Origin of the sequence: Sulfitobacter sp. DSM 110093, assembly GCF_022788715.1 — a bacterium.
In the GTDB taxonomy this organism is placed as follows: domain Bacteria; phylum Pseudomonadota; class Alphaproteobacteria; order Rhodobacterales; family Rhodobacteraceae; genus Sulfitobacter.
Window position 1 is genome coordinate 846,942 of record NZ_CP085167.1, and the last position, 19,367, is coordinate 866,308.

Annotated in this window: 18 protein-coding genes; 9 read left to right on the forward strand and 9 right to left on the reverse strand. The window is 62.7% G+C overall.

Annotated elements, in window-relative coordinates; all coding sequences use genetic code 11:
* Positions 1 to 53: 53 nt before the first annotated feature.
* Genes DSM110093_RS04090 through DSM110093_RS04105 form a run of 4 tightly spaced genes read right to left on the reverse strand, consistent with a single transcriptional unit; the run spans position 54 to position 4,143 of the window.
* Positions 54 to 1,286, reverse strand: a complete 1,233-nt coding sequence (locus DSM110093_RS04090; protein ID WP_243266809.1) for a mandelate racemase/muconate lactonizing enzyme family protein — start codon at positions 1,284 to 1,286, stop codon at positions 54 to 56.
* Positions 1,287 to 1,309: 23 nt separating this feature from the next.
* Entirely contained in the window at positions 1,310 to 2,152 is an 843-nt protein-coding gene (locus DSM110093_RS04095; RefSeq protein ID WP_067630166.1) for an NAD(P)-dependent oxidoreductase, read from the reverse strand.
* A 12-nt stretch (positions 2,153 to 2,164) separates the two neighbouring features.
* Positions 2,165 to 2,944 carry an aldolase/citrate lyase family protein gene (locus tag DSM110093_RS04100; RefSeq protein WP_243266810.1) on the reverse strand — a complete coding sequence of 260 codons (780 nt, stop codon included), beginning with the start codon at positions 2,942 to 2,944 and terminating at the stop codon, positions 2,165 to 2,167.
* Complete coding sequence (locus DSM110093_RS04105) at positions 2,941 to 4,143, reverse strand: FAD-binding oxidoreductase (protein ID WP_243266811.1); 1,203 nt, start codon at positions 4,141 to 4,143, stop codon at positions 2,941 to 2,943. The genes DSM110093_RS04100 and DSM110093_RS04105 overlap by 4 nt, the downstream gene beginning before the upstream one ends.
* Before the next feature lie 251 nt (positions 4,144 to 4,394).
* Between DSM110093_RS04105 and DSM110093_RS04110 the strand changes: the two genes are divergently transcribed.
* The 4 genes from DSM110093_RS04110 (at position 4,395) to msrB (ending at position 6,923) form a co-directional block, all read left to right on the forward strand.
* On the forward strand, positions 4,395 to 4,943 hold the full coding sequence (locus tag DSM110093_RS04110) for a sigma-70 family RNA polymerase sigma factor (RefSeq protein ID WP_093926930.1): 549 nt from the start codon (positions 4,395 to 4,397) through the stop codon (positions 4,941 to 4,943).
* A complete protein-coding gene (locus DSM110093_RS04115; RefSeq protein ID WP_243266812.1) occupies positions 4,940 to 5,632 on the forward strand; it encodes an anti-sigma factor in 693 nt (230 codons plus the stop codon). Before DSM110093_RS04110 ends, DSM110093_RS04115 begins: the two co-directional genes overlap by 4 nt.
* A 171-nt stretch (positions 5,633 to 5,803) precedes the next feature.
* On the forward strand, positions 5,804 to 6,358 hold the full coding sequence (locus DSM110093_RS04120) for a fasciclin domain-containing protein (RefSeq protein WP_243266813.1): 555 nt from the start codon (positions 5,804 to 5,806) through the stop codon (positions 6,356 to 6,358).
* 82 nt (positions 6,359 to 6,440) lie between these two features.
* On the forward strand, positions 6,441 to 6,923 hold the full coding sequence (gene msrB / locus DSM110093_RS04125; protein WP_243266814.1) for a peptide-methionine (R)-S-oxide reductase MsrB: 483 nt from the start codon (positions 6,441 to 6,443) through the stop codon (positions 6,921 to 6,923).
* 55 nt (positions 6,924 to 6,978) lie between these two features.
* Here the strand turns inward: msrB and hrpB are convergent, their stop codons facing one another.
* Positions 6,979 to 9,402 (reverse strand): ATP-dependent helicase HrpB, encoded by a 2,424-nt coding sequence (gene hrpB, locus DSM110093_RS04130; protein ID WP_243267667.1) that lies wholly within the window; start codon positions 9,400 to 9,402, stop codon positions 6,979 to 6,981.
* Between the two features lie 80 nt (positions 9,403 to 9,482).
* On the opposite strand from hrpB, the gene meaB reads away from it, so the two are divergent.
* The gene (gene meaB, locus DSM110093_RS04135) at positions 9,483 to 10,457 is read left to right on the forward strand and encodes a methylmalonyl Co-A mutase-associated GTPase MeaB (RefSeq protein ID WP_243266815.1); all 975 of its coding nucleotides are present in this window, start codon (positions 9,483 to 9,485) and stop codon (positions 10,455 to 10,457) included.
* On the opposite strand, the gene DSM110093_RS04140 is transcribed toward meaB, so the two are convergent.
* The 3 genes from DSM110093_RS04140 to DSM110093_RS04150 all read right to left on the reverse strand — a co-directional run bounded on the left by DSM110093_RS04140 (position 10,454) and on the right by DSM110093_RS04150 (position 12,638).
* Entirely contained in the window at positions 10,454 to 10,882 is a 429-nt protein-coding gene (locus DSM110093_RS04140) for a PACE efflux transporter (RefSeq protein WP_243266816.1), read from the reverse strand. The two genes, meaB and DSM110093_RS04140, sit on opposite strands and share 4 nt — an antisense overlap.
* Before the next feature lie 107 nt (positions 10,883 to 10,989).
* The gene (locus DSM110093_RS04145; RefSeq protein ID WP_243266817.1) at positions 10,990 to 11,934 is read right to left on the reverse strand and encodes a tyrosine recombinase XerC; all 945 of its coding nucleotides are present in this window, start codon (positions 11,932 to 11,934) and stop codon (positions 10,990 to 10,992) included.
* A complete protein-coding gene (locus DSM110093_RS04150) occupies positions 11,931 to 12,638 on the reverse strand; it encodes a DUF484 family protein (protein ID WP_243266818.1) in 708 nt (235 codons plus the stop codon). The genes DSM110093_RS04145 and DSM110093_RS04150 overlap by 4 nt, the downstream gene beginning before the upstream one ends.
* A gap of 269 nt (positions 12,639 to 12,907) precedes the next feature.
* Here DSM110093_RS04150 and DSM110093_RS04155 point away from each other — a divergent pair, with 269 nt between their 5' ends.
* Positions 12,908 to 13,828 carry a nitrilase-related carbon-nitrogen hydrolase gene (locus DSM110093_RS04155; protein ID WP_243266819.1) on the forward strand — a complete coding sequence of 307 codons (921 nt, stop codon included), beginning with the start codon at positions 12,908 to 12,910 and terminating at the stop codon, positions 13,826 to 13,828.
* A gap of 63 nt (positions 13,829 to 13,891) precedes the next feature.
* Here DSM110093_RS04155 and fsa read toward each other — a convergent pair whose 3' ends face one another.
* Positions 13,892 to 14,545, reverse strand: coding sequence for a fructose-6-phosphate aldolase (gene fsa, locus DSM110093_RS04160; protein WP_243266820.1), 654 nt, complete (start codon positions 14,543 to 14,545; stop codon positions 13,892 to 13,894).
* A 122-nt stretch (positions 14,546 to 14,667) separates the two neighbouring features.
* Here fsa and DSM110093_RS04165 point away from each other — a divergent pair, with 122 nt between their 5' ends.
* From DSM110093_RS04165 to DSM110093_RS04175, 3 genes are all read left to right on the forward strand, one after another.
* Positions 14,668 to 16,857, forward strand: coding sequence for a primosomal protein N' (locus DSM110093_RS04165; RefSeq protein WP_243266821.1), 2,190 nt, complete (start codon positions 14,668 to 14,670; stop codon positions 16,855 to 16,857).
* 253 nt (positions 16,858 to 17,110) lie between these two features.
* Positions 17,111 to 18,343, forward strand: coding sequence for an MFS transporter (locus tag DSM110093_RS04170; protein WP_243266822.1), 1,233 nt, complete (start codon positions 17,111 to 17,113; stop codon positions 18,341 to 18,343).
* Between the two features lie 82 nt (positions 18,344 to 18,425).
* Positions 18,426 to 19,298, forward strand: coding sequence for a 50S ribosomal protein L11 methyltransferase (locus DSM110093_RS04175; protein ID WP_243266823.1), 873 nt, complete (start codon positions 18,426 to 18,428; stop codon positions 19,296 to 19,298).
* The last annotated feature ends 69 nt before the right edge of the window (positions 19,299 to 19,367 follow it).

A 19,367-nucleotide genomic window follows, 5' to 3' on the forward strand; every position in this document is an offset into this window, starting at 1 on the left:
CCCGCAGGCAGGGCGATGGCCCTCGGTTTTCCGTGGGCCATCGCCCTGCCTGCCTAGTGGCTATCCGCTGGCGCGCCGCCTTGGAAATTATTCCCGTTCACATAATCGCAAGGCTCTTCGCGCATCTCCAGATGCAGCCCATCGCCGGTATAGGGATGCGCGCGGGCAAGGCCTTCGTCCACTTCGATCCCCAGACCGGGCGCGTCAGAGGCGGTGATGAACCCATCCTCCACCCGGATCGCCCCTTTGATCAGCTGGTCATGAAACGGCGTTTCGATACATTCGCACATCAGGATATTCGGTATCGCCGTGGCAAGCTGCACATTCGCCGCCCATTCCACCGGCCCGGCATAGAGATGCGGCGCCACCTGCGCGTTATAGACCTCGGCCATGGTGGCGATCTTTTTGGCTTCTGCAATGCCACCCACGCGGCCAAGCGCCGGTTGCAAAATCTCTGCCGCACCGGCGCGCAACAGGGGCGCAAACTCGGCCTTTGTCGTCAGCCGCTCGCCCGTGGCCACGGGAATGCGCACGCCGCGCGCGACCTTGGCCATCTGCTCGGGCGCGTCTGGTGGGATCGGCTCTTCGTACCACAGCGGGCTATAGGGCTCTAACGCCTGCCCCAGCCGGATCGCGCCTGCGGTGGTGAACTGCCCATGGGTGCCAAAGAGCAGATCGGCGCGGTCGCCAACGGCCTCGCGGATGGCTTTGCAAAAGGCCACGGAGGTGCTGATATCCGACATCGCAGGCATATGCCCGCCGCGCAGCGTATAGGGGCCGGCAGGGTCGAATTTCACCGCGGTATAGCCCCGCGCCACGCAGTCCGCCGCCGATTCCGCCGCCATCTCGGGCGAGGTCCAGAAATCGGCCATGCTGTGATGCGGCAGTGGGTAAAGGTAGGTATAGCCGCGCACCCGGTCATTGGTGCGCCCGCCGATCAACGCATGCACCGGACGGTCGCGGTCTTTGCCTAGAATGTCCCAACAGGCGATCTCTAGCCCCGAAAACGCGCCCATGACGGTCAAATCTGGCCGCTGGGTAAAGCCCGCGGAATAGGCGCGGCGGAACATCAACTCGATATTCTCAGGATTTTCGCCCTGCATATGGCGGGCAAAAACGTCTTCGATCACCACGCGCATTGCATCGGGCCCGACGCTGGCGGCATAGCATTCGCCCCAGCCGGTCACGCCCGTATCGGTCGTCACCTTGATCAATATCCAATAGCGCCCGCCCCAGCCGGGGGCGGGCGGGGCCGTCACGATGATGTCGAGGTCTTGTAGCTTCATGACGGTCTCTCCTGCGCGCTTGATCAGGTCTCTTTTTTGTCGTCGACGATGGTCATCTGTGCAATGCCGCTTTCGCCCAGATCGACCTTGGCGAAGGGGCCGCCGTGGCACATCTGACCGGGGTCGGTGATGTCGACAGGGCCTTCTTCGGCCAGCACTTTTTCGGCGAATTGCTCGGCGTTGTCCTTGGGACGGTAACCGAGGAAGGCAGCCTTGGCATTGTCCACCGGGGCGCGGTCGTTGTTCGACACGCCGTAGATGACCGAGAAACCGACCGATGGGGTGTCCACCGCGCGGGTCACAAGCTGGATCAGGTCGTCATAGCTCAGCCACGAGCCAAGCGCACGGGAGTTGTTGACCTGCGCGGCGCTGAGGATGCGCAGATGCACGGATTCAAGCTGGCGTTTGTCCCAATACATGGAGCCGAGGTCTTCGGTGAAGCATTTGGCGAGGCCGTAGAACGTGTCAGGCTTGTGGGGGGCGTCAATGCCGATGAAATCGGATTTCTTGTGCATCCCCACGGCGTGGATCGAGGAGGCATAGACGACGCGGCGTGCGCCTGCCTGATAGGCAGCTTCCCACACGTTGTAAGAGCCGACGAAGTTCGGGCCGAGCAGCTCCATAAAGGGTTTTTCGTCCACGATGGCACCGAAATGCACCACCATATCGGCCCCTTCCATCAGGGCCGCGACCTGATCGTATTCTGCCAGATCGGCCTTCTGATAACGCTCGCCTTCATAAAGCTTGCCGATGTCCTCGGCGATGTCAGAGCTGACCAATTCTTCGCACATCGCGGCCAGCGGCTCACGCAGGTAAGAGCCAAGCCGACCGGCGGCACCTGTCAGGACCAGTTTCTTAAATTTCATAACATCTTCCTTTCACGTCTCAGAAATCTTGTCGCGCACTTGGTCGCGCAGGGCATCGGCCCCTTTCGCCAGAAGTCCCACATCCGTGCCACAGGCGACAAAGGTGAAGCCTTCGTTCAGCAACTGGGCGGCGAAATCGGGGTCGGTGACCAGTGTGCCCACGGGAATGCCTCTGTCCATCAGCAGCTTGGCGGCGGGGCGGATCACCTCCCAAACCTCGGGGTGCAGGGTCTGGCCCAGATGGCCCATGTCAGCGGCGATGTCGGCGGGGCCAAAGAAGATACCGTCGATCCCCTCAACCTCGGCAAAGGCGGCGGCGTCTTCCACGGCGGCGCGGGTTTCAAGCTGGATCAGGATGGCGGTCTGGTTCTCGACCTCGGTGTTGTAATTCTCGACCCGGCCAAATTGGTTGGCGCGGTTCAGCCCGGCCACCCCCCGGATACCGCGCGGCGGGTAGCGGCAGGCGGCCACGGCGGCGCGGGCCTCATCGGGGGTTTGCACCATCGGAAACAGCAGCCCCGGCGCGCCGAGGTCCATCAGGCGTTTGACCTTGACCGCGTCGTTCCAATCAGGCCGCACCATCGCCGTGGTCTCACTGCCCGAGAACGCCTGAAGCTGCCCCAGCACCGATTTCATGTCGCTTGGCGCGTGCTCCATATCCAACATCACCCAGTCATAGCCCGCATGGGCCACCACCTCGGCGGCATAGCCATCCGAGAGGGAGACCCAGAGGCCCAACTGCTTTTTCCCGGCGCGGATGGCCGTCAGGAATGTGTTCTCGGGGTGCTTCATATCACGGCCTTTTCGATAAATTTCTCCGACCGCGTGATGCGCCCGTAGTCCAATGGGGTGAGGTCCAGCGTGCGAAAGGCGCCATGGGTGATCAACTCAGCCGTGCCGCGCCCGATGGCGGGGGCTTGCTGCAACCCATGGCCGGAAAACCCGTTCATAAAGACGAAGTTCTCGACCTTGTCGTGCCGCCCGACAATTGCGTTTTGATCCACAGTGTTAAAGGCGTAATGCCCAACCCATTCGTTGATCACCTTGACCCGCTCAAAGGCCGGAACGCGGGTGGCGATGATGGGCCAGACTTTCTCCTCCCAGATCGAATGATCAAAGGCAAAATCATCATAAGCTGCGTCATAGTCATCTTCTGGCGGGCAGCCGGCCATATAATACTTGCCCTCTTGGCGCATATGCACACCGCTGGGGTCGATGGTCAGCGGCAGGTCCATCTCCAGCGGCTCCGCTGCATCAAAGATGAAGGTGTAGCGCTTGCGCGGCACCACGGGCAGGGCGATCCCTGCCATCTGCGCCGTCGCCGCCGCGCGGGGGCCTGAGGCATTGACCACCGTGCCACAGGAGACCTTTGCGCCGGATTTCAACGTCACCGCTTCCACCGCGCTGCCTGCGGGGTTCAGCGTCATGCCCGTCACCTCGTCGTGGATAAAGGTCACGCCTCGACGCTTGGCCATACGGTTGAACCAGTCGAACATCGTGCCGCCGTCGAAATAGCCTTCGTTTACCGTGTTGTGATTGCCCGCGATCACATCGTCGAGCATGTAGAACGGATAGCGCGCGGCGATCTCATCCTTGGTCATATGCTGGGTATGCGCACCCAAAGATGCCTGAATGCTCTGCGCTTCCCGCAGGGTCTGGGCAAACTCGGGTGTGTCGGCCAGGTAGAGGTAGCCAAAGCTTTGCAGCGCCAGCTCCGGCACCTCGGGATCGTCGTGCATAAAGTGGCGGAAGTTGCGGATAAAATCGGCCCCGAACTGAGAAATCTGGATGTTTACCGGGGCGCTGAACTGCTGGCGGATGCAGGAATTCGTATGGCTGGTTGAGGCAAATTCATAGGTGGGATCACGCTCCACCACCAGCACTTCGCCGTCAAACCCCGGCGTGTTGGTCAACCACCAAGCCAAGGCCGAGCCGTAGATGGCCCCGCCCACGATCACCACGTCATATGACGTCTCAAGCGCGTTTTGCATGCACAGTCTCCCTTTGCGCATTCCCCTCTGAAACTTGGGTAGCCTAAGCATCCAGAGCCTGCAATCTCTGTGAACAGCGTGGCGAATTTTCCTTTTCCCGCGATGGGTTGCGCGGATGCCTTAGGATAGGGCAAGGTGCCGTAGAAAGCGTCTGGTGGGAATGCGCCGTTGACTTTTATGGCGGCTGTCGCACCATGAGCGATGTGCCGCGTCCGCGCCGCCAAAGACATGACCGCCCAAAGGAGTGACCCTTGAACAGCGACCGTGAAGAGATCGAGCGTCTGATTGGACAGGTCGCTCTGGGGGACCGTGCGGCATTCGAGACACTTTATGATCGGGTGTCCGCGAAACTATTCGGGGTCTGCCTGCGTGTGTTGGATACACGGGCCGCAGCAGAGGATGCCATGCAGGACAGTTTCGTCAAGATCTGGAATAATTCCGACCGCTATCAGGCCAATGGTCTGTCGCCGATGACGTGGCTGATTACCATTGCGCGCAATACCGCGATTGATCGGCTGCGTGCGACCCGCAAGGGGCATCAGGATATCGACACGCCGGGGCTGGAACTGGCCGCGCCGGGGCCGAACCCCGAACAATCCGCCGTTGCCGCATCCGAAGCGAAGCGCCTGACCGGCTGCCTCGACGATCTAGAGGCCGACCGGGGCGCTGCCGTGCGCGGTGCTTATCTTGATGGCGACAGTTACGCCGACCTTGCCCAGCGTTTTAACGTGCCGCTTAATACGATGCGCACATGGCTACGGCGCGGGTTGATGAGCCTACGGGAGTGTATGAGCGCATGAGTGACACGCCCATCATCCCCCCCCAAGACGACGATCTGCTGGCCGCCGAAGTGGCGTTGGGTCTGCTCGAAGGCGAAGACCGCGTGGCCGCACGCGCGCGCCTTTTGCAAGACCGCGATTTTGCCCGCACCGTGGCCGATTGGCAGGAGCGTTTCGTCGCGCTGACCGATGATATCGCACCTGTCGCCCCGCCCACCAAGACGCGCAAGGCGCTGATGTCGCGGCTCTTCCCCACGCGCCATGTGCCGTTGATGCAGCGCCTCTGGCTCTGGCAGGGCATTTCGGTTGCTGCATTGGCGACCGTGGCCTTCCTTGCTCTGCCCATGTTGCGCGAGGCGCCGACCCAAGTGCCGGGCGACGTCTATGCTACCCGGATGGTTGCAGAAGACAGTACGCTAGAATTGCTGGCTGTTATGGATATGTCTCGCGGCGATATCGCGCTGCGTCGGGTTTCGGGCAATGCACCCGAAGGGCGTGTGTTAGAGCTTTGGGCCATTCTGCCCGATCGCGCGCCGATCTCTTTGGGCGTTCTGCCTGAAGGCGACGTGACCCGCGTGGCCTTGCCCGCCGATCTGGCAACTGATGCGGCCGCGATCACGCTGGCCATTACCGATGAGCCACCGGGCGGCGCGCCGGAGGGCGCGCCCACTGGCGGCATCATGGCCCTCGGCGCCGTTGCCGAACTGTAAAAAGGTTGAACGCCCACCCCAGATCGGAGTGGGCGTTTTTATTTGTTCATTTAAAAACAGTAGCTTGAAGATTCTTCAGATTTTTTTGAACCTTTCTGAAACTCCTTCACCTCTTGGCCCGTGGGTTCAGCATCGCCGCCCACAACGGGAGGCATCTGAGGAGGACTACCAATGATCAACTTCAAATCTTTCGCCGCCGCCACCGCCACCGCCGCTCTGTTGGCAACCGGTGCCATGGCTGCCAATCCCGAAGTGGGTGGTGCGCCAATGTTTGAGAACAAAAACATCGTCGAAAACGCTGTGAACTCTGCCGATCACACCACGCTGGTTGCCGCTGTAAAAGCCGCTGGTCTGGTCGACACGCTGGCCTCCGAAGGCCCGTTCACCGTTTTTGCCCCCGTGAACTCTGCGTTCGAGGCGCTGCCGGCTGGCACCGTTGAGACTCTGCTGAAGCCCGAAAACAAGGACATGCTGACCAAAGTGCTGACAGCCCACGTTGTAGCAGGCAAATGGTCTGCCGCTGACATCGCCGCCAAAGCGCGCGCGTCCAGCGATGGTTTCTACCACTTTGAAGCTGTATCGGGCGACGCTCTGTCGGCTCAGGTTAAGGGCAAAAACGTCTATATCCTTGACGAAAATGGCAATGCATCGCGTGTAACTATCGCAGATGTGAACCAGTCCAACGGCGTGATCCACGTTGTAAACAGCGTGTTGGTTCCCAAATAATAGGCGACACACACTGTGATGCCGGGCCAGTACCCCCATGCTGGCCCGGTGCGATCCCAACCCCAATGCGAGGAGTAACACCATGAACAGACGTCATTTTCTGACATCGACCTTTCTGGGCGCCACCGCCATCGGGCTGGGCGCACGCGGTGCCTTGGCAGCCTATGTCGAAGGCAATTTTGAGGTTGAGCGCACGGAAGCCGAATGGCGCGCCATGCTGAACGACACGGAATTTGCGGTCATGCGCGAAGGCGACACAGAGCGTGCCTTTACCAGCCCGCTCAACGATGAGGTCCGCGCAGGCACCTTCATCTGCAAGGGCTGTGACCAGCCGCTCTATGATGCCGCGACCAAGTTCAAAAGCGGCACTGGCTGGCCGAGCTTTTACCAACCGCTCGACAATGCTGTCGAGACGATGGCCGACAACAGTTTCTTCATGCGCCGGACCGAGGTCCACTGTGACCGTTGCGGCAGCCATTTGGGCCATATCTTTGACGATGGGCCTGAGCCGACGGGCAAGCGCCATTGCCTTAACGGTGTGTCGTTGAAGTTTGTCGCAGCCTAGTTTCTAAGAACCTACACGACCTGACCGCGCGCCGTTTTCGGCGCGCGTTGCTGTTTTAGGTTCCGCGCGGTTTGGCGCGCAGGGTCGGGTCTGCCACCGTGGGGTCTTCGGGCCAGGGGTGGCGCGGATAGCGCCCCCGCATGTCTTTGCGCACATCGGTATAGGAGCTGGCCCAGAACCCCGGAATGTCCATCGTGACCTGCACGGGGCGCTGAGCGGGCGAGAGCAGGGTGACCTGTAGCGGCTGCCCGCCCACGGTCGGATGCCGGGTCACGCCGAACATCTCTTGCAGGCGCAGCGAGATGCCGGGTTGCTCGCCGCTATAATCAATCGCCACACGCCGCCCCAGCGGGGTTTCGAAATGCGCAGGCGCGGCGCGGTCCAACTCTTGCTGCTGTTCCCATGTCAGCCGTGCTTTCAGCGCCGGGGTGATGTCAAACCCCTTCCAATCGCCGGTGCTGCGTACACCTGCCAGATGCGGTAGCAGCCAGTCATCAAGCGTTTCCATCAGATGCGCTTCGCTGAAATCGGGGAAAGGCGCGGACATCAGCCGCGCACGGGCCAGAAATAGCGTTGCGGCCTTGCCGGGTTTCAACCCCAACTGTCGCACACCGTCGAGCATCGCCACGGCCACCGCATCGGCAGGGGCATCGGGCCATGTGCGGTCTTCCAGAACCAATGCGCCAAAGACCTCTTGTTGCCGGGTCAGCACGCGCCCCTCGCGGCGCGACCAGAGGCAGACATCCTGCCAGTGGATTTGATCGGTGAAAGTGGCGCGTAATTCGGCATCCGTGATCAGCGCCGCCTGCCGGATCCGGGCCTCGCGTGGGTCGCCGTCCAGATCGGTCGCCACAAGCAGCCGTGCACCCGCCATTGGGTCAGCCTCAGGCAGAACTGCGCCTTTACCACCCGACAGAACATAGCGCGGCGCGTCACCTTTGCGGCGCAGGCCGACGCGGTCAGGATAAGCGAGCGCGGCGAGAACGCCCAAAGCGTCCGGCCCATGGGCTGTCGTCATCCGACCTAGCCGCTTGGCCTCGGCCTTGATCCGCGCCAGCGTCGGGGCATGGGGCGCGGCGGCGGTGCGTTTCCCGGCCAGCGCATCCATCCGCAGCGATAGGTCCACCGGCGCGCCGCGCATCGGGTCGCGCTCGGCCAAAAGTGCGGCGAGCAGCGGCGCACGCGGACCGCCCCGCGCGACCATATGCGCCAGACGCGGGTGCAGGGGCAGCTTGGCCAATTTGCGGCCATGGTCGGTGATGCGGCCCGTGTCCTCCAACGCGCCGAGCATGCGCAAGACCGCCTGCGCTTCGGCCAAACGGCCCGCATGGGGCGGGGTGACAAAGCTTAATTCTTCGGCCTGTGCGCCCCAGAGCGCCAGTTCCAGCGCAAAGCCGGTGAGGTCACCCGCCTCGATCTCCGCCGGGGGGAAAGCGGCCAGCGCGCCTTCCTCGCCGCGCGTCCAGAGTTTGTAGGCCACGCCAGCCTCAACCCGCCCGGCCCGGCCCGCGCGTTGCGTGGCTTCGGCACGGGTCACACGTTCGGTCACCAGCCGCGACATGCCTGATGCGGGATCGAACAGCGCCCGGCGCGAGCGGCCAGCGTCGACGACGATGCGAATGCCTTCGATGGTGAGCGAGGTTTCGGCGATTGAGGTCGCCAGCACGACTTTCCGCCCCGACCGCACGGGCGCGATGGCGGCCTGCTGCGTCTTGAAGTCCAGCGCACCGAAGAGCGGGGCCAAGGTGCAGTCGCTTGGCAGAGTAGAGCGCAAAAGCGCCTCCACCCGCCTGATCTCTCCCTCACCGGGAAGGAAGACCAGCGCCGATCCGGGGGCTTCGGCGAGCGCCTTCAGCGTCAGGTCGGCCACCGCATTCTCAAGCCGCTGTTTGCCAATGGGCCTGTCGAGCCAGCGCGCCTCTACCTCAAAACTGCGGCCTTCGGAGGTGACGATGGGGGCTTCCATCAACTCTGCCACCGGCGCGGCATCAAGCGTGGCGGACATGGCGACCAGCAACAGATCGTCCCGCAAGGCACCCGCGACTTCGAGGCATAGTGCGAGGCCCAAATCAGCGTTCAGCGAGCGTTCGTGAAATTCGTCAAAGATCACCGCGCCGACGCCGGGCAGGTCGGGGTTGTCCTGCAACATGCGGGTCAGGATGCCCTCGGTGACGACTTCGATGCGGGTGTTTTTCGACACCGCCGAAGCGCCGCGCACGCGAAAACCGACGGTCTGGCCGGTCTCCTCGCCGAGGCTTTCGGCCATGCGCGCGGCGGCGGCGCGGGCGGCGAGGCGGCGCGGCTCCAGCATCAGGATGCGGCCCGTGGTCAGGCGAGCGTCGAGCATTGCCAGCGGCACGCGGGTCGTCTTGCCCGCGCCGGGGGGCGCTTGCAGCACCACGCGGCCCGTGTCGCGCAGGGCGGCGATCACGTCAGGCAGGACGGCGTCGATGGGCAGGGCGAAATCAGCGTTGGACATGGTGCGGTTATCGGGCAAAGCCGCCGCCGCGCCAAGGGTGGGGATGGACAATTCCGCGCCACCCCCGCAAAAGTTGGCCCATGGATATCGACGATCTGGCCAAGGGCATCATAGCAGGCGAGCGTCGCGCGTTGGCGCGGGCGATCACGCTGGTGGAATCGGGCCGTGCGGACCATCGTGCGGCGGCGGCAGAGCTGTTAGCGAAGCTGCCGACCGACCGGCAGGCGCTGCGCATCGGCCTCTCGGGCACGCCGGGGGTGGGCAAATCCACCTTTATTGAAAGCTTTGGCATGATGCTGACGGCACAGGGCAAGCGCGTGGCGGTGCTGGCTGTTGACCCGAGTTCGGCGCGTTCGGGCGGGTCGATCTTGGGCGACAAAACGCGGATGGATCGGCTCAGCCGCGATCCTAATGCCTTCATCCGGCCCTCGCCCAGCCAGACCCACCTCGGCGGTGTCGCACGCCGCTCGCGCGAGGCGGTGCGGCTCTGTGAGGCGGCGGGTTTCGACGTGGTACTGATTGAGACCGTGGGTGTTGGTCAGTCCGAGACGGTGGTGGCCGAGATGTCGGACGCTTTCGTTTTGCTGCTGGCCCCGGCGGGCGGGGATGAGTTGCAGGGCGTGAAACGCGGCATCATGGAGATTGCCGATCTGATCGTGATCAACAAGGCCGATGGCGATCTGAAATCTACCGCCGCGCGCACCCGGGCCGACTACGCCGGTGCCCTGCGCCTGCTGCGCAAACGCCCGCAAGACCCCGAAGGTTACCCCCGCGCCACCGCTGTGTCAGCGCTTGAGGAAGACGGGCTGGACGAGACTTGGGTTGCGCTGCAGGAGTTAATCGAATGGCGGCGCACAAAGGGCTTTTGGGACCGCACCCGCGCCGCGCAGGCGCGCTATTGGTTCGAGCAGGACGTGAAACAGCGGCTTTTGGCGCAGTTGGAGACACAGCAGGCGAAGGACGATCTCAGCCGTCTCAGCGATGCGGTGGCTGAAGGCACGCGCGATCCGGCAGAGGCGGCGGCTGAGTTCGTCAGCCGCCTGCGGGCCGATTAGGACGGGCGGACAGGCTCCGGCACCGGGAAGATCACGTCGTAGACCCAGTTAAAGACGAAGGCGTAGATCAGGTAGAACAGCGCGAAGCTCACGTCGATCAGGAAGGCCTCCATCAGCGAAATGCTCAGGTACCACGCGATGAAGGGCATCAGCACGAAGAGCAGGCCAATCTCAAAAATGACGGCATGGAGCATCCGGATCGGCACAGTCTTGCGCACCGTGCCGCGCAACCGGCGCAGGGCGTGGTCGAACCCGAGGTTGTAAAGGTAGTTCCACCCCGTCGCGATGCTGGCGCTGACGATGGTGACAACGCCAATCTCATGCAGTGGCTTGTCAAACAGCCAAGCGCCCATGGGCGTAACGATCAAAAGGGCGAGAATTTCAAAGCTGATGGCGTGGCGGATGCGGTCTGCGGTGCTGCGCATGGGGTCGGTCCCGGTATTGGTCGGGTCGTCCCGAGTGGCTGCCCAAATGGGGGAGGTCGTCCTCGCTTGGTCTCAATATGGCGATTGGGGCGCGGGGTGCAAGAGGGTCAGCGGCCCGCTTTGGGATGGGCGTTGTTATAGACCTCCATCAGCCGCGCGGTGTCGACGGCGGTATAGGCCTGCGTGGTCGACAGCGACGCATGGCCCAGCAGTTCCTGAATCGCGCGCAGATCACCGCCCGCGTCGAGCAGATGCGTGGCAAAGCTGTGGCGCATGGCATGGGGGGTGGCTGTGGCGGGCAGTCCCAGCTGCATCCGCGCATCGGCCATCACCTGGGTCACGGCCCGCGCGCCCAAGGCGCCGCCGCGAATGGCGCGAAACAGCGGGGCTTGCGGCTCTTGCGGGTAGGGACAAACAGCGAGGTAATCTTCGACGGCAGCGCTTGCGGCAGGCAAGACTGGTACGACCCGTTCCTTGCCACCTTTGCCGATGATGCGCAGACTGTTTGGCAGGGGCGCATCGCCGCCTTTAAGGGCGAGCGCCTCGGAAATCCGCAAGCCGCAGCCCCACAGCATCGTCAGCACAGCGACATCGCGCGCCGCGACCCATGGGGCGCGTGCTTGGGTTTCGACGCAGTCGATCAGCGCGCGGGCGGCGTCTTCGGCCAGCGGGCGGGGGAGTTTTTTCTGAAACTTGGGCGACCGGGCAAGCAGAACGGCGGTGGGCTCGAACCCCTCTCGCTCGGCCAGCCAGCGATAAAAGGCTTTCACCGCCGAAAGCTTGCGCGCCACGGAGCGAGAGCCGACCCCGCCGCTGCGGGTGCTGGCCATCCAAGCGCGCATGTCGCTGATGGTGATCTTTGCCAGCGCCCCCAGACCTTGGGTGTCGCCCTTATGCAGGGTCATGAAGGTAAGGAACTCGGTCACATCGCCCCGATAGGCGATGATCGTATTCTCTGCCGCGTCCTTCAAGGCGCTCTGGTGCTCCAGCCACGTCTGAAGCGCGTCCCGCGCGGCGGGGCTGATCAGCAGCGGATTTGCCTTCTCGCTCAAGACAGCCAGCGGCGCATGGATCGCTCCAGCACGCCGGTAAAGAAGGTAAGCAGATCAGTGCCCTGTTGCGGGCCAAACATATGCGGATCTTCGGCGCCCATGACCAGAAGGCCGGGCAAGCGACCCGTGCCGAAATCAAGCTTGAGGCAGGCCTCAGAACGGATCCAGCCCGCCTTGGTGCCATACAGCGTCTCAGACCCGTCTTGGAGTGCGCGCAGGGTCACTTGGCGCACCATGCCGCCGCGCCCTTGCGACAGATAGTCGTCGATAAAGCCCGGCTCGGCCACGGTCAGCACATCGCCCAAACGCTGCACTGCCGGATCATTGTCGTTCTGCACCGACTCAAGCACCAGCTTCACTGCATCGACGCGCAGGATGTCGGCCACTTCGCCACCCAGATTGCGCAGAAAGGTCTCAAACTCCACCGGGTCCAGCATTTGCAGGATCGCGCGGTGGATCTGATTGGTCCCGGCAAGGTTCTCATAAGCCGCCGCGATGACGCTGCGGTGAGTGTCCTCCAGCCGATCAAGCCGGGTCTCCAGCCGCTCCATCGCGATGCCGCGCAGATCGACGATATTGCCGCCCATGGCCTTTTCATTCGCCGCGATCAACGCCTGCATCACGTCGCTGTCGTCTAGGATGACATCAGGCGCTAGAATGATCGCCTCACGCAGGGCGTCGTCAATTTTCGGGCTGCTGCTCATGGGCGTCTCTTTTTGATTTGCATTGTCATAGCATGGTGGGGCGTCAAGATCTGCCCCAAACTGGTCACGGTCCCGCCGCCTGAGGTCTTTGTTGCCCCCTTGCGTCAGAGGCCCGATGTAGAACGAAGCCTCGGGGAACTAAAGTCTCTCGGCGGTGTTGGCCTCAGTCGACGCGCGGAATTCAGCCGCAAGGCTGCGCGCGCCATTACAGCCTGCCGCATATCCCCGGATGTGGCGCTCAGGGTCAGAGCCGGGCGAGGAAATTTCAAGTGGAACATGTCTCTGTCGATCTTTGGGCCGCCAATCTTCAGGTCGCGCCGGATTCGCTGCAAAGCTGGCTGGCCAGTGTGGAGGTGCGTCTGCAACAAGCTGCCGCGCGCGAGGCGCAGCTTTTGGTGATGCCTGAGTTTTGCTGCGCACAATGGCTGAGCTTTGCCCCGGCGGACCTGCCCGCAGAGCAGCAACTGGGCTGGCTCGCGCAGACCGCCGCGCTGGCCCTTGATCCGATGCGCCGCATGGTGGAGCAAACAGGCGTCGCCTTGCTGCCCGGCACATTTCCTGTGGCCTTTCCATCGGCCGACGCGCCCGAGGGCTACCTCAATCAGGCGTGGTTTTTGACGCCGGATGGTGGGATGCAAGTGCAAAACAAGCTGAGCCTGACGCCGCTTGAGGCAAATGGCGCCAGCGGCGTGACCATCGCGGGCACCGGGATCAACCTGTTTGAATGGAATGGGTTGCGCTGTGTGATCGCGATCTGTCTGGATGCGGAATATACCGCGCTCTGGTCGAAACTGGGCGAGCTGGACCTTGATCTGGTGATCATCCCTGCCAAGACCGATATGATAACCGGCTACAACCGCGTCTTTAGCTGTGCACGGGCGCGGGCGATCGAATTGCAAACTGCTGTTTGCTGTGTTGGTGCCGTGGGCGCACCGCTGACCCCGTGGCAGCAGGATACCGGCGTGGGCGGGGCAAGCGTCTATCTGCCCTGCGATGTGTCGGTGGCCTTGGACGGAATGCACGCGGCGTTGCCGCCCCAGACGGCGGCGCAGGGCATGGATCTGGTGTTGCAGGCTCCGGCGATCCCAGTGGGGCAGTGCCGTCGCATCCGCGCAGGCGCGGCCGAGGCCGAGGTGCGCCCCGGCCTGTGGTCGGGCGATCACCTGACTGTCGAAGGCAACGCCGCATAGGGCAAAGAAAAACCCCCTCCGCCAAGGGCGGAAGGGGTTGCATGTCTTGGCGCTCAGGCCGGATCAGAGGATGTTCTGACCGGTCTTCTTCCAATCGGCCATGAACTGCTCAAGACCCTTGTCGGTCAGCGGGTGGGAGGCCAGCTTCTTGATCACTTCTGGCGGCGCGGTCATCACATCGGCACCGATGCGCGCAGCATCGAGCACGTGGTTCGGGCTGCGGATGGAGGCGGCAAGGATCTGTGTCTCAAACCCGTAGTTGTCATAGACGGTGCGGATATCTTGGATCAGGTCCATGCCATCAAGGTTAATGTCATCCAAACGGCCGATGAAGGGCGAGATGAATGTCGCGCCAGCTTTGGCCGCAATCAGCGCTTGGTTGGCCGAGAAGCAGAGCGTGACGTTCACCATACGGCCTTCGCCTGACAGAACCTTACAGGCTTTCAGCCCGTCCCATGTCAGCGGCAGCTTGATGGTGATGTTGTCGGCGATCTCGGCCAGTTTGCGGCCTTCGGCGATCATCGCGTCGGCTTCCAGCGCTACCACTTCGGCAGAAACGGGGCCATCAACGAGGTCACAAATCTCTTTGGTAACCTCGAGGATGTTACGGCCCGATTTCAGGATCAGGGAGGGGTTGGTTGTCACGCCGTCGACCATGCCAAGGTCATTGAGTTCGGCAATGGCGTCGATCTCAGCAGTATCTACGAAAAATTTCATGGGCTTTCCTTCCGGGTTGGAATGTGATCGCTAACAGGTCTATTCGTTGCCTTGGCTTTACCGCATGATCTGCGATGCTTAAAGCCTCAATTCCCCCAAGCGACACGGAGCATGCGGCAGACATGGCTGAATTCTACCATCATGGCGAGTTGCTGTCAGTGATGACCACGCAGCCTTTGGGCCGCGCGTTGGACTATCGTGCGCCCGAGGGCGGCTGCCATGCGGGGGCTTTTGTCGAGGTGCCATTGGGCCCGCGCAAGGTGATGGGCGTGGTCTGGGGGCCGGGGGCCGGGGATTACGACATCAACAAGGTGCGCCATGTCATCCGGGTGCTTGATGCCCCGCCGATGCGCGATGAGATGCGCGAGTTTTTGCTGCGGTCCGCCGCCTATACGCTGACCCCGCTGCCCGCGATGCTGCGGCTGGCCACTCGTGCGCCGGGTTTGGGTGATCCACCGTCGATGCGCAAGATTTACCGGGCGGGCGGGGGCCTGCCTGCCCGCATGACCGACGCGCGGCAGCGGGTCATGGGGGTGCTAGAGGAATACGGCGATCTGGCCTTCACGCTAAAGGAACTGTCGGAGATGGCGGGGGTCACGTCTTCGGTCGTGAAGGGGCTGGTGGAGCAGGGGGCCGTGCGCGAAGAGGAAAGCCCCCGCGATCTGCCGTTCCGGCGGCTTGATCCGTCACTGCCCGGCAAGGCGCTGACCGAGGATCAGGCGACAGCGGCGGCGATTTTGCGCGACGGGATCAAGGCCGAGACCTATGGCACGACCCTTCTGCGTGGCGTTACCGGATCGGGCAAGACCGAGGTTTATCTCGAAGCTGTGGCGGCGGCGATTGAGGCCGGGCGGCAGGCATTGGTGCTGCTGCCTGAGATCGCCCTGACCGAACAGTTCTTGGACCGCGTTGAGGAGCGCTTTGGCGCGAAGCCCGCCGAGTGGCATTCCGGCGTCACCATGACCGAGCGCCGCCGCATCTGGCGCATGGTGGGCGAAGGCAACGCGCAATTGGTGATCGGGGCGCGGTCGGCGCTGTTTTTGCCGTTTCAGAACCTCGGGCTGATCGTTGTCGATGAGGAGCACGACACTTCTTACAAACAAGAAGACGGTGTCTTGTATAACGCCCGCGACATGGCCGTGCTGCGCGCGTCAATCTGCGCTGCGCAGGTGGTGTTGGCGAGTGCGACGCCCAGCCTTGAGACATGGGCCAATGCCGAGGCGGGCAAGTATCGGCGGCTTGAACTGACCTCGCGCTTTGGTCCGGCGGTGATGCCGAAGATGGGCGCGATTGACATGCGGCAGGCGGGCTTGCCGGGGGACAAGTGGATCTCGGGCGAGATGAAACGCGAAGTCGATGCGCGGCTGGAACGCGGCGAGCAGGCAATGCTGTTTATCAACCGACGCGGCTATGCGCCGATTACACTTTGCCGGGCCTGTGGTGAGCAGATTGGCTGCGATCAATGTGACGCGCGGATGGTGGAGCATCGGTTTCTTAAGCGGCTCGTTTGTCACCAATGCGGTGAGACCAAGCCGATGCCCGAAGCCTGCCCATCTTGCGGGGTCGAGGGCAAGCTTGCCCCCATCGGGCCGGGGGTGGAGCGGCTGGGAGAGGAGGCCACGGCGCTCTGGCCCGAGGCGCGGATCGCGACGCTAAGTTCGGACATGTACGGCTCGGCGCGGGCGTTGAAGGCCGAGATCGCGGGCATCGCTGAGGGGGCGGCGGACATCATCATCGGCACGCAACTGGTCGCCAAGGGGCACAATTTTCCCAAGCTGACGCTGGTGGGGGTGATTGATGCGGACCTCGGCCTCACCGGGTCGGACCTGCGCGCGGCGGAGCGGACGTTTCAACTGATGCGGCAGGTGGCGGGGCGTGCAGGGCGGGCCGAAGCGCCCGGCGCAGCGCTGTTGCAGACCTATCAGCCCGAGCATCCGGTGATCCGGGCGATTTTGGCGGGTGAGGAGGAAAAATTCTGGGCCGCCGAGGCAGGCGAGCGGCGGCAGGCCGGGGTGCCGCCTTATGGGCGTATGGCAGGGATCATCCTCAGCGGCAGCGATGCGGCGGCGGTGTTTGATCTGGGCAACCATCTGGCGCGGCATGACGGGCCTTTGCGGGCTGTTGGGGCGCAAGTCTTTGGGCCAGCGCCCGCGCCGATCGCCCGGGTACGCGGGCGGCATCGGGTGCGGCTCTTGGTGAAGGCGGATAAGAGTGTCGCCTTGCAAGAGGCGCTGAGCCGCTGGATCGGATCGGTGCGGCTGAAAGGCGATTTGCGGCTGGCAGTGGATATCGATCCGCAGAGTTTTTATTGAACTTGGCTTTCACATATCGAGGGCCAACGACTGCCCGCGGGTCGGCGATCCGACGGCGCTCTCTGCCACTTTATGGATCAGTCATGATGTACGCTCGCGAGGTCGCACTTAACCTCACCAAATCGCCTACCCGGGGGGCGGGCAGGCGATGGCCCGGCGCCTGCGGCTTGATTCCGGGCCCGGTGGCAGTTAGCCGCGTTGCGAGCTTGCCTTTTCTCTCGCCATTCCCTCATGCCGGGCGTAATAAATCCGCATGACCCGCTATATCACCCTCGAAGAAGCCAAGGGCCTGCCGTTCTGGCGCCGCCCCGTGGCTCTGCTGTTCCTCATGGCGCTGGCCATGCCCATCGCCTTCAACACATGGTCGGCGCTGCTGAATAACTTCGTCATCGAAGTGGCAGATTTCGACGGGTCCGACATCGGCTTGCTGCACACCGTGCGCGAAATCCCCGGCTTTCTGGCGATCGGCGTGATCGCCATTCTCCTGTTTGTGCGTGAACAAATGCTGGGATTGGTGTCGCTGACCCTTCTGGGGGCAGCCACGGCGATCACCGCCTATTTCCCCTCCATGGGCGGCATCCTGACGATCACCATGCTCAGCTCAATCGGGTTTCACTACTACGAGACGGTGAACCAATCGCTGCAACTGCAATGGCTGAAAATCGAAGACGCGCCGCGCATGATCGGCTGGCTTATGGCGGCTGGATCGCTGGCGACGCTGGTGGCCTATTTGGCGATCATGGCGCTGTGGGAAACGCTGAACCTGAGCTACGGCATCGTTTACATGATCGGCGGCGGCGTCACCGTTGCCGTGGCCATCATCGCCATGCTGGCCTATCCGCAGTTCGAAGCCCCCACGGTGCAGAACAAAAAGATGATCCTGCGCAAACGCTACTGGCTCTATTACGCGCTGCAATTCATGTCAGGCGCGCGGCGGCAGATTTTCGTGGTTTTTGCAGGCTTTATGATGGTCGAACGCTTCGGTTTTGAAGTGCATGAGATCACAATGCTCTATCTCATCAACCTTGTCGCCAATATGATCTTTGCCCCGCTGATGGGCCGCGCGGTGGGTCATTTCGGCGAGCGCCGGACGCTGACCGTTGAATATGTCGGGCTGATCATCGTCTTCCTTGCTTACGGCGGCGTCTATTACCTTGGCTGGGGTGTGGTGATTGCGGCAACGCTTTATGTGCTGGATCACATGTTCTTTGCCCTCGCATTGGCGCTGAAGACCTATTTCCAAAAGATTGCAGACCCCGCAGATATCGCCCCCACCGCAGCGGTTGCCTTTACGATCAACCATATCGCGGCGGTGTTCCTGCCAGTCGGGCTTGGCCTGCTGTGGCTCGTCTCGCCTGCCGCAGTGTTCTTTCTCGCTGCAGGAATGGCTGCGGTGTCGCTGATGTTGTCGCTGTTGATCCCGCGCCACCCGGCACCGGGGCATGAGACGATCTTTCAAACTGCCGTGCCGCAAGCCGCCGAATAGCGCGCCAAAACCAGCATGGCTTGACCCGACGCGCGCACAGCCCTAGGCGAAGCGCAACCGCACCGCAGCAAAGGACCGCGCCATGCCCACTTTCACCGCCCTGACGACTCTCACAGGCCGCGACCCCGCCTATGCCTTGGGCGAGGCGATGGAGCGGCTGATCCCCGAACCCACCGGCGTTGGTGTCTTTGAGGTCGAAGACGGATCAGGCCTGTGGGAGGTCGGCGGCTATTTCGAGGAAGCACCCGACACCGCTGCTTTGGCCGTGCTGTCCGCCGCGATGGGGGCCAAGGAGTTCACCATCTCGGAACTGCCCGAAACCGATTGGGTTGCCCATGTGCGCCGTGAATTGGCCCCGGTCGAGGCCGGGCGTTTCTTTGTCTATGGCAGCCATGACGCCGACAAGGTTCCTGCCGATTGCGAGCCGCTGCTGATCGAGGCCGCGATGGCTTTTGGGACAGGACACCACGGCACGACGCTGGGCTGTCTGCGCGCGCTCGACCGTCTGGCGGGCGATGGGTTTCACGGTAAAAACGTGGTCGATATCGGCTGCGGCACTGCCGTGCTGGCGATGGCCGCCGCGCGCATCTGGCCAGAGCCTGTGCTGGCGAGTGACATCGACGAAGTCGCCGTTGAAGTCGCGCAGGCCAATGTTGATGCTAATACCCTCACGGGCCGCGTGACCTGTGTCGAGGCCGCGGGCTTTGATCATCCCCAATTGGCGCAAGCCGCGCCGTTTGACTTGGTTTTTGCTAATATCCTGAAAGGCCCGCTGGTCGCACTGGCGCCAGATATGGCCGAAGCACTTCAGCCCGGCGGCTATGCGATTCTCTCGGGGCTTCTGAATGAGCAGGCGGATGAGGTGATCGAGGTTTATGCACGATCTGGCATCAATCTGGTGCATCGCGAAAGCATTGGTGACTGGACGACATTAACGCTCCAAGCTAACGCATAATTCACGCCTCATTTTCGTTGCATTTGGCCTTATTGCCTCTTTGTTGCCACAATTTGTCTTTATTCAAAT

Excerpts from the sequence above, each read along its gene's own strand:
- DSM110093_RS04170 (WP_243266822.1), top strand. The coding sequence starts at position 17,111 with ATGACCCGCTATATCACCCTCGAAGAAGCCAAGGGCCTGCCGTTCTGG.
- DSM110093_RS04165 (WP_243266821.1), top strand. The coding sequence starts at position 14,668 with ATGGCTGAATTCTACCATCATGGCGAGTTGCTGTCAGTGATGACCACG.
- DSM110093_RS04140 (WP_243266816.1), bottom strand. The coding sequence starts at position 10,882 with ATGCGCAGCACCGCAGACCGCATCCGCCACGCCATCAGCTTTGAAATT.
- hrpB (WP_243267667.1), bottom strand. The coding sequence starts at position 9,402 with ATGTCCAACGCTGATTTCGCCCTGCCCATCGACGCCGTCCTGCCTGAC.
- DSM110093_RS04100 (WP_243266810.1), bottom strand. The coding sequence starts at position 2,944 with ATGAAGCACCCCGAGAACACATTCCTGACGGCCATCCGCGCCGGGAAA.
- fsa (WP_243266820.1), bottom strand. The coding sequence starts at position 14,545 with ATGAAATTTTTCGTAGATACTGCTGAGATCGACGCCATTGCCGAACTC.
- msrB (WP_243266814.1), top strand. The coding sequence starts at position 6,441 with ATGAACAGACGTCATTTTCTGACATCGACCTTTCTGGGCGCCACCGCC.
- DSM110093_RS04095 (WP_067630166.1), bottom strand. The coding sequence starts at position 2,152 with ATGAAATTTAAGAAACTGGTCCTGACAGGTGCCGCCGGTCGGCTTGGC.
- DSM110093_RS04105 (WP_243266811.1), bottom strand. The coding sequence starts at position 4,143 with ATGCAAAACGCGCTTGAGACGTCATATGACGTGGTGATCGTGGGCGGG.
- DSM110093_RS04090 (WP_243266809.1), bottom strand. The coding sequence starts at position 1,286 with ATGAAGCTACAAGACCTCGACATCATCGTGACGGCCCCGCCCGCCCCC.
- DSM110093_RS04120 (WP_243266813.1), top strand. The coding sequence starts at position 5,804 with ATGATCAACTTCAAATCTTTCGCCGCCGCCACCGCCACCGCCGCTCTG.
- DSM110093_RS04115 (WP_243266812.1), top strand. The coding sequence starts at position 4,940 with ATGAGTGACACGCCCATCATCCCCCCCCAAGACGACGATCTGCTGGCC.
- DSM110093_RS04150 (WP_243266818.1), bottom strand. The coding sequence starts at position 12,638 with ATGAGCAGCAGCCCGAAAATTGACGACGCCCTGCGTGAGGCGATCATT.
- meaB (WP_243266815.1), top strand. The coding sequence starts at position 9,483 with ATGGATATCGACGATCTGGCCAAGGGCATCATAGCAGGCGAGCGTCGC.
- DSM110093_RS04175 (WP_243266823.1), top strand. The coding sequence starts at position 18,426 with ATGCCCACTTTCACCGCCCTGACGACTCTCACAGGCCGCGACCCCGCC.